13 protein-coding genes are annotated in these 11,768 nt (G+C 63.9%); 1 reads left to right on the plus strand and 12 read right to left on the minus strand.

Translation table 11 applies throughout. The annotated features are described in order from the left end of the window. Positions 1-7: 7 nt before the first annotated feature. The 4 genes from ACEN42_RS14525 to ACEN42_RS14540 all read right to left on the minus strand — a co-directional run bounded on the left by ACEN42_RS14525 (position 8) and on the right by ACEN42_RS14540 (position 3,918). The gene (locus ACEN42_RS14525) at positions 8-1,297 is read right to left on the minus strand and encodes a dicarboxylate/amino acid:cation symporter (RefSeq protein WP_187608685.1); all 1,290 of its coding nucleotides are present in this window, start codon (positions 1,295-1,297) and stop codon (positions 8-10) included. A gap of 431 nt (positions 1,298-1,728) precedes the next feature. Beyond that, positions 1,729-2,730 (minus strand): lipoyl synthase, encoded by a 1,002-nt coding sequence (gene lipA / locus ACEN42_RS14530; protein WP_371880282.1) that lies wholly within the window; start codon positions 2,728-2,730, stop codon positions 1,729-1,731. Further along, positions 2,727-3,509 (minus strand): lipoyl(octanoyl) transferase LipB, encoded by a 783-nt coding sequence (gene lipB / locus ACEN42_RS14535; protein ID WP_371880283.1) that lies wholly within the window; start codon positions 3,507-3,509, stop codon positions 2,727-2,729. Before lipB ends, lipA begins: the two co-directional genes overlap by 4 nt. Before the next feature lie 82 nt (positions 3,510-3,591). Beyond that, the gene (locus ACEN42_RS14540) at positions 3,592-3,918 is read right to left on the minus strand and encodes a DUF2917 domain-containing protein (RefSeq protein ID WP_371880284.1); all 327 of its coding nucleotides are present in this window, start codon (positions 3,916-3,918) and stop codon (positions 3,592-3,594) included. Between the two features lie 123 nt (positions 3,919-4,041). On the opposite strand from ACEN42_RS14540, the gene ACEN42_RS14545 reads away from it, so the two are divergent. Then, positions 4,042-4,995: a transcriptional regulator GcvA gene (locus tag ACEN42_RS14545; protein ID WP_238209613.1), complete on the plus strand. Its 954-nt coding sequence runs from the start codon at positions 4,042-4,044 to the stop codon at positions 4,993-4,995. Here ACEN42_RS14545 and ACEN42_RS14550 read toward each other — a convergent pair. The 8 genes from ACEN42_RS14550 to ACEN42_RS14585 all read right to left on the minus strand — a co-directional run bounded on the left by ACEN42_RS14550 (position 4,979) and on the right by ACEN42_RS14585 (position 11,751). Further along, positions 4,979-5,287, minus strand: coding sequence for a DUF493 family protein (locus ACEN42_RS14550; RefSeq protein ID WP_035497926.1), 309 nt, complete (start codon positions 5,285-5,287; stop codon positions 4,979-4,981). The genes ACEN42_RS14545 and ACEN42_RS14550 overlap by 17 nt on opposite strands. Before the next feature lie 23 nt (positions 5,288-5,310). Further along, the gene (locus ACEN42_RS14555; protein ID WP_371880285.1) at positions 5,311-6,222 is read right to left on the minus strand and encodes a D-amino acid aminotransferase; all 912 of its coding nucleotides are present in this window, start codon (positions 6,220-6,222) and stop codon (positions 5,311-5,313) included. A 47-nt stretch (positions 6,223-6,269) separates the two neighbouring features. Next, the gene (locus ACEN42_RS14560; RefSeq protein ID WP_371880286.1) at positions 6,270-7,484 is read right to left on the minus strand and encodes a D-alanyl-D-alanine carboxypeptidase family protein; all 1,215 of its coding nucleotides are present in this window, start codon (positions 7,482-7,484) and stop codon (positions 6,270-6,272) included. 413 nt (positions 7,485-7,897) lie between these two features. Then, positions 7,898-8,533 (minus strand): alpha/beta hydrolase, encoded by a 636-nt coding sequence (locus ACEN42_RS14565; protein ID WP_187608692.1) that lies wholly within the window; start codon positions 8,531-8,533, stop codon positions 7,898-7,900. An 8-nt stretch (positions 8,534-8,541) separates the two neighbouring features. Next, on the minus strand, positions 8,542-8,871 hold the full coding sequence (locus ACEN42_RS14570) for a ferredoxin (protein WP_035497506.1): 330 nt from the start codon (positions 8,869-8,871) through the stop codon (positions 8,542-8,544). A gap of 58 nt (positions 8,872-8,929) precedes the next feature. Continuing rightward, positions 8,930-10,102 carry a VanZ family protein gene (locus ACEN42_RS14575; protein WP_187608693.1) on the minus strand — a complete coding sequence of 391 codons (1,173 nt, stop codon included), beginning with the start codon at positions 10,100-10,102 and terminating at the stop codon, positions 8,930-8,932. Between the two features lie 49 nt (positions 10,103-10,151). After that, positions 10,152-10,778, minus strand: coding sequence for an ABC-type transport auxiliary lipoprotein family protein (locus tag ACEN42_RS14580; RefSeq protein WP_371880287.1), 627 nt, complete (start codon positions 10,776-10,778; stop codon positions 10,152-10,154). A 13-nt stretch (positions 10,779-10,791) separates the two neighbouring features. Then, a complete protein-coding gene (locus ACEN42_RS14585; RefSeq protein ID WP_309879450.1) occupies positions 10,792-11,751 on the minus strand; it encodes an MlaD family protein in 960 nt (319 codons plus the stop codon). Between the last annotated feature and the right edge of the window lie 17 nt (positions 11,752-11,768).

Here is an 11,768-nt window from a genome sequence, read left to right on the forward strand (position 1 = left end):
CTCGCGCTCAGACCGTTTCGGCTTCGTTGCGGTCGGTCACGTCGACTTCGCGTGACAGCGCCGCCTTCAGCTTGCTGCGGTCGAGTTCCTTCTCCCACGCCGACACGACGACCGTCGCCACGCCGTTACCGACGATGTTCGTCAGCGCGCGGCATTCCGACATGAAGCGGTCGATGCCGAGAATCAGCACCATGCCCGCGAGCGGAATGGTCGGCACGACAGCGAGCGTCGCCGCCAGCGTGATGAAGCCCGCGCCGGTCACGCCGCTCGCGCCCTTCGACGTGAGCATCGTCACCGCGAGCAGCGTCAGTTGCTGGCCCCACGTGAGATCGGTGTTGGTCGCCTGGGCGATGAACAGCACGGCCATCGTCATGTAGATGTTGGTGCCGTCGAGGTTGAACGAATAACCGGTCGGCACGACGAGACCCACGACCGAGCGCGAGCAGCCGAGCTTTTCGAGCTTGAGCATCAGTTGCGGGAGCGCCGCTTCCGACGACGACGTGCCCAGCACGATCAGCATCTCTTCCTTGATGTACGCGACGAACTTCAGGATGCTGAAGCCGACCATGCGCGCGATCGCGCCGAGCACGAAGACGACGAAGATGATCGACGTCAGATAGAACGTGCCGACGAGCTTGAGCATCGGCAGCAGCGAGCCGATGCCGTACTTGCCGATGGTGAACGCCATCGCGCCGAACGCACCGATCGGCGCGAGCTTCGTGATGATGCCGACCATGCCGAACAGGATGCTCGACAGCCCTTCGATGAAATTCGTCACGACCTTGCCGCGCTCGCCGATGTGCGCGAGCACCGAGCCGAACAGGAGCGCGATCAGCAGGATCTGGAGGATTTCGCCCTGCGCGAACGCCGACACCAGCGTGTCCGGGATGATGTGCATGAAGAAGTCGACCGTGCTCTGGCCGTGCGCCTTCGTCGCGAAGGAGTCGACGGCCTTGTGGTCGAGCGTGGCCGGATCGACGTTGAAGCCGACGCCGGGCTTCAGGATGTGCGTCGCGGCGAGGCCGAGGATCAGCGCGAACGTCGACACGATTTCGAAGTACAGAAGCGCCTTGCCGCCGACGCGCCCGACCTTCTTCATGTCTTCCATGCCCGCGATGCCAGTGACGACGGTACAGAAGATGATCGGCCCGATCACCATCTTGATGAGCTTGATGAAGGCGTCGCCGAGCGGCTTCATGTCGGTGGCGAGAGCGGGATAGAAGTGCCCGAGCGCGATGCCGATGATGATGGCCACGATCACCTGCACGTACAGGACTTTATGGATAGGTTTTTTCACGATGGTTCCAGGCAATAACAAGCGATTGGCGGAGGGATAGCCAGCGGCGAGCTTGGACGTGGAGAAGCTTTCTGGGTGCGCGGATGAATCTGTGGGATGCGCACGCCGAATCGCGCCGCGTAAGCGAAAAGCCGCTTCGTCGACGGACTCAGGGACGTTTGGATGCGAGAGGGTTCATCTGCTTGTCTCCTTGACTTTTATGGGCGGCTCATGGGCCGTGCCGTTTATATTGCAAGGGCGATGCCAGGCTTTACTCTTTTTAAGCCGTTGATTTTATAGGGTATTTCTTAACGCATGAGCATGCGTAATCCGGGATTCTGGAAATCCGGAATACGGGTGTCCGATGATCTGGACGGCTGCAACGTTCGTTCAATCATAAAAAAACCCACGGAGGTCCGTGGGTTTTTCTTTTCAGGCAGAGCCAAAAGCGCTCAAACCACGCCCGCGCCATGCGCCTGCAGATCCGCGTGATAGCTCGAACGCACCATCGCGCCGACGGCCGCGTGCGTGAAGCCCATCTTGTACGCCTCTTCCTCGTACATCTTGAACGTATCCGGATGTACATAAGCCCGCACCGGCAGATGGTGCTCCGACGGTTGCAGATATTGACCGATCGTCAGCATATCCACATCGTGCGCGCGCAGATCGCGCATCACTTGAAGGATTTCTTCTTCCGTTTCACCCAGACCGACCATCAGGCCCGATTTCGTCGCGACTTCCGGATGCAGCGCCTTGAAGTCCTTCAGAAGCTTCAGCGAATGGTGATAGTCCGAGCCCGGACGCGCTTCCTTGTAGAGACGCGGCACCGTTTCGAGATTGTGATTCATCACGTCGGGCGGCGCGGCGGTCAGAATGCCGATCGCACGATCCAGACGGCCGCGGAAGTCAGGCGTCAGAATTTCGATGCGCGTTTCCGGCGAATGCTCGCGAACCTGCCTGATGCACTCGACGAAGTGCCCCGCGCCGCCATCGCGCAGATCATCGCGATCGACGGACGTGATCACCACGTACTTCAGCTTCAGCGCGCCGATGGTGCGCGCGAGATTCAGCGGCTCGTCCGCGTCGAGCGGATCGGGGCGTCCGTGGCCGACGTCGCAGAACGGGCAGCGGCGCGTGCACTTGTCGCCCATGATCATGAACGTCGCGGTGCCTTTGCCGAAGCATTCGCCGATGTTCGGGCAGCTCGCTTCCTCGCACACCGTATGCAGGTTGTGCTCACGCAGGATGTGCTTGATTTCGTTGAAGCGCGAGTTGCCCGTTGCCGTGCGCACGCGGATCCAGTCCGGCTTCTTCAGCTTCTCGATCGGGATGACCTTGATCGGAATGCGCGACGTCTTCGCTTGTGCCTTCTGCTTCGCAGTGGCGTCGTAGGCGGTGGGCGACGAAGCAGAAGCGGCGCTATCGCCGGCCAGGTTTGCGGTTGCGTCAGTCATTCGGTCGATCCGGTTGTTGCGGCGGAAGTTGCGGGGAGGCCGCCGATTTGAAGTGCCAGCCGTTCGGCGAGCACGAGAGCTACGTCGCGCCAGTCGGCCGCGACGCCGAGCGTCGCCATGTCGACCGTTTCGAGTCCCGCGTAGCCGCACGGGTTGATTGCGAGGAACGGCTGCAAGTCCATGCTCACATTGAGGCTCACGCCGTGATAGCTGCAGCCGTTGCGAATCTTGAGTCCGAGCGCGGCGATCTTCGCGCCTTCATGGAGCTCGTGCGAACGAACGTTCGCGCCTCGTTCGGCCTGCCGCGCCGATGGCCGCGCCACATAAATGCCCGGCGCGCCGGCCTTGCGGTCGGTCGCGAGATTATACGTCGCGAGTGTTTCGATCACGGCCTCTTCGATGCGCCGCACCAGCTCGCGCACCATCAGTTTTCGGCGACGCAGATCGATCAGCAGATAAGCGACGATCTGCCCCGGCCCGTGATACGTGATTTGTCCGCCGCGATCCACCTTGACGAGCGGAATGCCGCTTTGAGCGAGCAGAAGATGTGCGGGATCGCCCGCGAGACCGAGCGTGAAGACCGGCGGATGCTCGACGAGCCAGATTTCGTCCTGCGTTTCGGGCGTGCGGGCGTCGGTGAAGGCGCGCATCGCGTCGAAGCTCTGGCCGTACGGCTCGAGGCCGCGCCAGCGCAACGCGACCGGAAACTCACCGGAACTGAGCACGGTGTCGGGCGCGTCGTCGAATTCTTGTGGGACTGCGAGCGGTGTGGCGGACATGGTGCCGGTAGTTTACCGAAATAGCCCCATGCCCGCCGATGGTGAATTCGCATGCCTTCGATGGCAAATGCGAATAGTTGGCTCAGACGGTGCGCCATCCGGCGCGGAACCGTTGCGCGAGGCGCTCGACGCTGGTCGAAACCCAATGCATCGCACGTTCGTCGCAGCGCGGCAGGATCGTGAAAACGACATAAGCCGGACGGTCGCCTTCGACGGAAAGCCAGAGCCGCTCGCGTTCGCGCAGCTTGAGGTTATCGCCGGGGACGAGCCAGTAATCTTCGATGTCGTTGCTGCGCGTCGCCCAGACGGCGCTGCCGTGGACTGTGAGACGCGTACCGCGCGCAATGCGCATCGGCACGGTTTCGCCGGGCTTGATTTCGAAGGTGACGCTTGTTGATATTTCTCGCATGATCGACTCCGCCAAGGGAACGTTTCGATGACTACAATCCTAGGCGTGGCAAGGCATCAGGCAAAACGATCAATTTTCACTGCTATGTGAGCTGTATTGACAACGACAACGCCGACAATCCACATGGACCTCCGACAGCTTCCCGCCCTGAACGCGCTGCGCGCCTTCGAAGCCGCCGCCCGACACGAGAGCTTTTCCCGCGCCGCCGACGAGCTTTTCGTCACGCACGGCGCGGTCAGTCATCAGATCCGCGCGCTGGAGGCCGAACTCGGCGTGTCGCTCTTCGCGCGCGACGGCAAACGCGTGCGTCTCACCGACCGCGGCAGGCAATACGCGGCGGAGGTACGTGCGGCGCTCGTCGCACTGGCTGAATCGACGAGGCGCATCCGTTCGGGCGATCGCGACCGCCGGCTGATCGTCTCGATGCTGTCGTCGTTTTCAGCGCGGTGGTTGACGACGCGCGTGGGCCGGTTCATTGAAAAGCATCCGGAAATCGACCTCGAATTGCTGTCGACGAACGCGCTCACCGACTTCAACCGCGACGACGTGGATGTCGCCATCCGCTTCGGTTTTGGCAAGTACGCGGGCCTGCACTCGGAGGAACTGCTCGACGAGGTGTTCTTCCCCGCCTGTGCGCCGAATTTTCGCGGCGGCGAGTTGCCGCGGACACCGCGCGATCTCGCGAACCTGCCGCTATTGCGCTCGGAAGATGAGCGTTGGCGTCCGTGGTTCGACGCGGCCGGGCTCAACGACATCGAGGAACCCAGGCGCGGCGTTCTATATGAGGATTCGTCGAATCTTCTGCAGGCGGCCATCGACGGTCAGGGCATCGCGCTCGTGCGCCGCTCGCTCTCGATGCAGGAAATCGGTGCGGGACGGCTCGTGCGGCTGTTCAATATCGACGGCCCGAGCCCGTGGAAGTACTACTTCGTGTGCCCGACGGCGCTGCTTCAGACGAAGCGCGTGCAGGCATTCAGGGAATGGGTTTTCGAGGAGGCCGAGCAGTTCAGGCTGCTCTACGAGCGCACGCCGGCGGTGTGCGACGCGCCGGCGGGCAAGATCAAAGCACTACCTTGACCATCGGATGGCCGGTGAGCGCGCGATAGATGTCGTCGAGATGCGGGCGATTCTGCGCGCGCACGGTGCAGGTGAGCCCCGTGTAGTTGCCGCCGGAAGACGGACGCGCCTCGACACGCGATGCGTCGAAGTCCTTGTCGAACTCCTTGAGCAGGCTGACGATCGTGTCGTGGAATTCCGGATGCGTCTTGCCCATCACCTTGATCGGGAAATCGCAGGGAAAGTCGAACAACTCGTCGGCGCTGTGCGCGGCGGAATCGGTCGGATCGGTGGATTGTTGCTTGTCGGACATGGCTTTCTCCTTCACTTCGCGCTTCATTTGGCCCGCGCGGCCTCTTCCGCGAACTCGCGCGCCTTGGCCCGCTGGTAGGCGTCGTAGAGTGCAGCATAGATCGGACCGGGCCGGCCGTCGCCGACGCTTTTTCCGTCGAGCGTGGTGATCGGCATGACTTCCTTGGTCGCGGAGCTGATCATGACTTCGTCGGCCGAACGCAACTCGGCTTCGGTGATGTCGCGCTCCTCGAACGGAATGCCCGCCTCGCGCGCCAGTTCCTCGATGAGCCCGTAGCGGATGCCTTCGAGAATACGCGGTCCGCGCGGCGCGCCCAGCAAGGTGCCGCCCTTCACAATCCACACATTTGAGGACGAACCTTCGGTAAGCAAGCCGTCGCGCAACTGGATGGTTTCGAGCGCGTCGTTTTCGGCGGCGTGTTGCGCCATCAGCACGTTGCCGAGCAGCGATACCGATTTGATGTCGCAATGCAGCCAGCGCTTGTCTTCGGCGGTCACGGCCACCGCGCCGCGCGCACGATCCGCCATGCTCGGAAACACGAGCTGGCCGAGCATGACGAACACGGTCGGCGTGATGCCCGCCGGAAATGCGTGCCCGCGCCGCTTCGCGACACCGCGCGTGACCTGAATGTAGACGAGCGCGTCGCCGGTGCCGGCGTTTTCGCTAATGGCGCGATCGATCAACGCGCGCCAGCCGGCGTCGTCGAAAGGATTGTCGATGCGAATCTTGCCGAGACTGCGATTCAGTCGCGCGAGATGCTGTTTGAGCCGGAACGGCAGGCGCGCGCCATCGGCTTGCGCGTAGAGCGGCACGACTTCATACACGCCGTCGCCGAAAATGAACCCGCGATCGAGCACGGGAATCCGCGCTTCGGAGAGCGGCCCCCACTCGCCGTTCAGATAAACCGTGGGATCGAAGACTTCGGCTTGGCTCATCGGGACCGCTCCTTTCTCAACCTGTCGTTCAACTTCGCTTACGTCGATTACTTCCGCTTTTGCCACCAGAGCAGCGCCGAATCCCACAGGCGGCCGAAGATGCCCGCTTCCGGCACGTCCTGCAACGCGACGAGCGGGAACTGCGCGACTTCCTTGCCGTCGGCCATCATCTTGACGGAGCCGATTTGCTGGCCCTTCTTGATCGGCGCGACGAGCAGGTCGTTGTGCGTGACGGTCGGCTTGACCTTCTCGCCCAGACCCTTCGGCACGGTGATGTACTGGTCCGTCATGACGCCAGCCTGCACGCTGTCGGCGGCGCCCTTGTACACGCGCGGCGAGTCGATCACCTGATTCGCCTTGTACAGGCGCAGCGCGTCGTACGCGGTGTAGCCGTAGTTCAGCATCTTCAGGCTGTCCTGCACGCGGTTGTGCTCTTTCGGCTCGCCCATCATCACGGCGACGAGGCGGCGGCTCGCATCGGGCACGCCGACGAGCGAGCGCTTCGCGGTCGCGATCAGGCAGTAGCCCGCGGCCTTCGTGTGGCCGGTCTTGAGGCCATCGACGGTCGGATCGAGCCACAGCAGGCGGTTGCGGTTCGGCTGCTTGATCTTGTTGTACGTGAATTCCTTCACCGAGAAGATGCTGTAGTACTCGGGGAAGTCGCGCACGAGGCGCGTGGACAGCACGGCGAGATCGCCGGCGGTCGTGTAGTGCTGCGGATCGGGCATGCCGTTCACATCGGCGAAATTCGTGTTCTTCATGCCGATGCGCTTCGCCGCCGCGTTCATCAGCTGCACGAAGTTGGTTTCGCTGCCGCCGACGAGTTCCGCGAGCGCGATGGCCGCGTCGTTGCCCGACTGCACGATCATGCCGTAGACGAGATCGTGCACGGTGACCGGCTTGTTCGCTTCGATGAACATGCGCGACTCGTCCGTGCGCACGCGGCGCACGGCCTCGCTCGGCATGACGGTCTGATCCATGTTGATCTTCTTCGCCTTCAGCGCATCGAAAACGAGATACGCGGTCATCAGCTTCGTGAGCGATGCAGGCTCGACGCGCTCATCGGGATTGCCCGATGCGAGCACCTGATTGCTGGTGGCATCGACGAGCACCCACGAGCGCGCGGTCACCTCGGGCGGCGCGACTTGCGCGAAGGCGCTTGCGGCGGCCAGCACGGCGGGCAGCACGAGTGCGGCTTTGATGGTTCGATGATGAACGATGGAAACAGAAGGAAAAGACAGGCCGGCAGGGACAAAGCGCATAGGATCGATCGGCGGAAAAAGCAGGCTGCGACGAGGACGATCGGGGATCGGATGATCGGCGAAGCACGGGTTGAACAGGCTGACCGTCGCTGTTGATCGGGCTTATCGCCAGGACAGCGGCACGCGCGGCGCCGCGGCGAAAAGCGCTCGTTCGACAGACGGACGCGAAAACGGTTCTCGGAAGCCGGCGTTTCGATGACTGCGAGAAATTCGGCGGCATCGCACGGCCGGAAACAGCGAAAAAATTCTGCGCCATTATACGCGCGGCCCGCTTCCGTTTTCCTTCGAATCTGCGCTGTTGCTGCGGGTTTTAACGTTTTTCAGGCTGCGCCTAGCCGCTTTTGCCGGTCACGAAACGATGCGCGCCCAATGCCCTTCAGGCACCTTGCGACACTCGTTCGAGGAGAGAATCCTCAGCGCCACGCGTCGACGATCACGCGCTTGAGGATATGCAGCTTCCGGTGAAAGAAGTGCTCGCCGCCCGGAATCACGACGACGGGCAATTCCTGCGGCCGCGCCCAGTCGTAGACGGATTGAATCGGCACGGTTTCATCGACTTCGCCGTGAATCACGAGCGTGGTGTCGGGCACGGGCGCGACTTCCCAGCGGCTCGCCGCCGTGCCGACGAACACCATGCGCTCGATTTCCTTCCCCGCTTCGAGCATGCGCCTCGCGACATGCGACAGCACGAACGTGCCGAATGAAAAGCCTGCGAGCACGATCGGCACGTCGGCCTGGCCGGGTTGCGCGCGCATGTGGTCGATCAGCGCGAGCAGATCGTCCTGCTCGCCGATGCCGTTGTCATGCTCGCCGGCCGTCGCGCCGACGCCGCGAAAATTCGAGCGATACGTCACGTAGCCGAGCTGGACCATGGTGCGCGCGAGCGTCTGCGCAACCTTGTTGTCCATCGTGCCGCCGAAGAGCGGATGCGGATGCGCGACGAGCGCGATGCCGCGCGCGGGCTGGCTATTGGCATCGGTGCGATCGAGCGCACATTCGATCTTGCCGACCGGCCCGTCGATCAGGAATTTTTCGGTTTGCGCGTTCATGGCTGCCGTTATGCGGGTTGATCGATGAGAAGACGTTCGACGATCTTGCCGTTGGCCAGATGCGACTCCACGATTTCGTCGATGTCGGTTTCATCGACGTACGTGTACCACGTGCCTTCCGGATACACGACCACGACCGGACCGAGTTCGCAGCGGTCCAGACACCCGGCCTTGTTGATGCGCACCTTGCCTTCGCCCGCGAGGCCGAGTTGCTTCACGCGCTTTTTCGCGTGCTCCTGCATGGCCTGCGCGTTGCAGTTCGCGCAGCTCGGGCGCGGCGCATCGGCATCGCGCTGGTTCAGGCAAAAGAACACGTGGTACTTATAGAAGGAATCCATGAGCGTGGGCGATAAGAGTGTCGGTCGATTATAGCCAGCGATGTTCGTGCCCGCCGCGTCACACCGGGCGGTTTGCCTTGCGCGCGCGACGCCGCGCGAGCCACGCGCGCTCCGCCGCGGACGCGAGCCAGCCGAGCGCCGCATACGGCCATACCCACGCGAGCCAGTGCGCGAGTCCGTTGAAATGCAGATAGCGTCCCTGCCGCCAGTCGGCGAGCACGATGTCGAAATACGGATTCACCGGCAGCAGATTGACGATCGCGAGCGAAACGACGAGCGCCGCGCCCGCGAGCGCCGCCCGCAGTCCGCGCGGCAGCGATACCGACAGCACGCCCGCCGTGATCGCGATGCCGATGCCTTCGAGTGCGCCGTCCGTCGCCCAGTCGAAGGTCAGGCCCGCGCGCGATTGCAGGAACGTCGCGCCCGCTTTCGCAAAGAGCGTGATCGCGACGAGGCCGAGCATCAGCCGGATACGCGGCGCGCGATGGCGTGTGAGAAGCGTCACGAGCACGAGCGCCGCGAACAGGCTCGTCGATGTGATCAGCGCTTCCCACGCGTCGTCGGGCAGCAGTGCGCCGATCCGGTCCGGCCAGCTTTCGACGTCCCATGCGGCGGGCGTCCACGCGAGGATCGCGTCCTGCATCGCCGGGTCGAGCTCGTCCCATAGCACGCGCGGCAGATCGCCGCCGCCGAAGAGATACGGCGCGGGGAACATCGCCGCGAACGGCCACAGCGCCGACAGTCCGATGACATACGCCGCGTCGCGCTCGAACCACGTGAAGCGGATGCGTCGCAGGAGGCCGCGGTCGAGCAGCGCGCTCGTCGCGGGCGCGATCAGCACGCCGCCGACCAGCGCACCGAACGCGTTGGCGGCGAGATCGAGATTCGAGGCGACGCGCGTCGGCAGATACGTCTGGATGGCTTCCATCGTGCCGGACAGCAACGCGCCGCCGACGAGCGCCGCGCCCACCGCAAGCGTGCCGCGCACACGCGGATACAGCGCGAGCACGATCAGCGAACCGAGCGGCATGTAGCCGAGCACGTTCGTGACGACATCGAAGACGGTCAGATACCGCGGCAGCGGATCGGCGAGATACGCGAGCGGGCTCAGGCCCAGCGAGCGCCAGCCGGAAAAAGGATAGAGCGAACCGTAGACCACCAGCACCGCGTACGCGGCGAGCGCCTGCCGGGAAAACGCCGACGGGCGGCGCTGCCATTGCTTGATCGTCATGAGCCGCCCGGACGCCTCCGTGCTGGGCGGATGGTGGAACGACCGAAGGTCATCGCGAAGCGGAAAGGGGTTGCGCGGCAAGCCACGCGGAAAGTTGCGCGATCACATCGTCCGATGCGGCCGCGAGCGCCCGCGCGCCGCCGGATGCGTCGGCGCTCGGCGCGGGCGCGCTCGCGGCGAAACTGCGCTGGCCGATCACGCGGCCTTGCTGCGTGAGCGTCGCGCGCACGGACACGAGGCCGTGGCTTTGTTCGGGCGCGTCGAAGACCTGCTCGAAGCTCGTCAGCTCGACTTCGAGCAGCGGCACGGCGCGCACCGGATCGGCGCCCGACAGGATCGGGCCGCGCGCCGCGAGCGCATCGCGCAGCCGCTGCGTGAGAAGCTGCCCGGGCGGCATCGTCCAGTGGCTGTCCGAATAGTTGCCGGTGCGCTGCGCATCGACGTAGCTCAGCCGATACGCGAAAGAGTCGGTTTCCAGACTGCGCGGCGCGCCCACCGCGAGCACCTTCACCGGCGGCATCGGCAGGCTGTTGGCCGTCGCGTCGAAGGCCGGCGCCGCGCCGAGGTCGTAATGCGCGTTCGGCATCGCGGTCGGCGTCGATCCGCAAGCCGCGAGCAGCGTGACGCAAGCGAGCGCGAACGCCGCGACTGCTCCTTTCATGTCGATGTCTGCCATGTCGTTTTCTCGATCAATGCGCTGCTTTCGCGGGCCACGTGAAGCCCGGCTCGCCCGGTCCCGGCTCCTTTTGCGGCGCGCCGAAGAGCACGCTGCGCGGATTGGTGCTGAAGGCGTCGGCGGCGCGATCGACCGAACGCGCCGCCGCGCTCACGTCGTCGCCGAACGAATAGAAGCGCGGCAACGCCTCGAAGCCGACGCGCGCCGTCACGAAGCGCAGCGACTCGTTCATGTCCGCGAGCGCCGCGCCCGCTTCCTCGGCAGCCTTGCCCGCCTTGTTCAGATTGGCGACGAACGGGCCATCCGGACGATTCAGGTTCTGCACGAACTGGTTGGTCGAGGCGAGCGTGGTGTTGAGCTGCTTGAGCGTCTGCGGCAACTGGGCCACGGCGGGCTGGACCTGACCCGCGAGCGCCGTGATGCTGTCCGCCGCGCCCTGCAGGCTTTTCGTCGTGGCCATGAGCTGATCGCGCACGTCGTCGGAAAGGAATTTGTCGGCGTCCTCGGACAGGCGCTCGAACTTCTTCAGGATCACGTCTCCGCGCTGCTGCAACTGTTCGAAGAGGCCCGCGCGCATCGGCACTTCGGCAACATTTTGCGGCGACGAATCGAGCGGCGAGGTGTCCTTGCCCGTGTCGTCGAGCTGCACGAACGCGATGCCCGTCACGCCCTGAAAGCCGAGCGTCGCGAAGGTGGAGTGGGTCATCGGCGCGTTCTTGTCGACGAGAATGCGGATACGGATCTGGCCGGGATGCTCCTTGTCGAATCGGATCGATTGCACCTTGCCGACGCCCAGGCCGCGATAACGCACGGCCGCGTCCGTGAAGAGGCCGGTCACGTTGGTCCGCGCGATCAGGTCGTAAGGCACGCGCACGGTGCGATCCACGTTGAAGAAGAACACGGCGAACGCGATGGCCAGCACGAGGACGATCGTGAAGAGCCCGGTCCAGAACGCGTGTGATTTGTTTTCCATCGGCAGGTTCCTTTGAC

Origin of the sequence: Caballeronia sp. S22 (assembly GCF_964261745.1) — a bacterium.
GTDB classification, from domain to species: Bacteria; Pseudomonadota; Gammaproteobacteria; order Burkholderiales; family Burkholderiaceae; genus Caballeronia; species Caballeronia jiangsuensis.

Excerpts from the sequence above, each read along its gene's own strand:
- lipA (WP_371880282.1), bottom strand. The coding sequence starts at position 2,730 with ATGACTGACGCAACCGCAAACCTGGCCGGCGATAGCGCCGCTTCTGCT.
- lipB (WP_371880283.1), bottom strand. The coding sequence starts at position 3,509 with ATGTCCGCCACACCGCTCGCAGTCCCACAAGAATTCGACGACGCGCCC.
- ACEN42_RS14540 (WP_371880284.1), bottom strand. The coding sequence starts at position 3,918 with ATGCGAGAAATATCAACAAGCGTCACCTTCGAAATCAAGCCCGGCGAA.
- ACEN42_RS14545 (WP_238209613.1), top strand. The coding sequence starts at position 4,042 with ATGGACCTCCGACAGCTTCCCGCCCTGAACGCGCTGCGCGCCTTCGAA.
- ACEN42_RS14550 (WP_035497926.1), bottom strand. The coding sequence starts at position 5,287 with ATGTCCGACAAGCAACAATCCACCGATCCGACCGATTCCGCCGCGCAC.
- ACEN42_RS14555 (WP_371880285.1), bottom strand. The coding sequence starts at position 6,222 with ATGAGCCAAGCCGAAGTCTTCGATCCCACGGTTTATCTGAACGGCGAG.
- ACEN42_RS14560 (WP_371880286.1), bottom strand. The coding sequence starts at position 7,484 with ATGCGCTTTGTCCCTGCCGGCCTGTCTTTTCCTTCTGTTTCCATCGTT.
- ACEN42_RS14565 (WP_187608692.1), bottom strand. The coding sequence starts at position 8,533 with ATGAACGCGCAAACCGAAAAATTCCTGATCGACGGGCCGGTCGGCAAG.
- ACEN42_RS14570 (WP_035497506.1), bottom strand. The coding sequence starts at position 8,871 with ATGGATTCCTTCTATAAGTACCACGTGTTCTTTTGCCTGAACCAGCGC.
- ACEN42_RS14575 (WP_187608693.1), bottom strand. The coding sequence starts at position 10,102 with ATGACGATCAAGCAATGGCAGCGCCGCCCGTCGGCGTTTTCCCGGCAG.
- ACEN42_RS14580 (WP_371880287.1), bottom strand. The coding sequence starts at position 10,778 with ATGGCAGACATCGACATGAAAGGAGCAGTCGCGGCGTTCGCGCTCGCT.
- ACEN42_RS14585 (WP_309879450.1), bottom strand. The coding sequence starts at position 11,751 with ATGGAAAACAAATCACACGCGTTCTGGACCGGGCTCTTCACGATCGTC.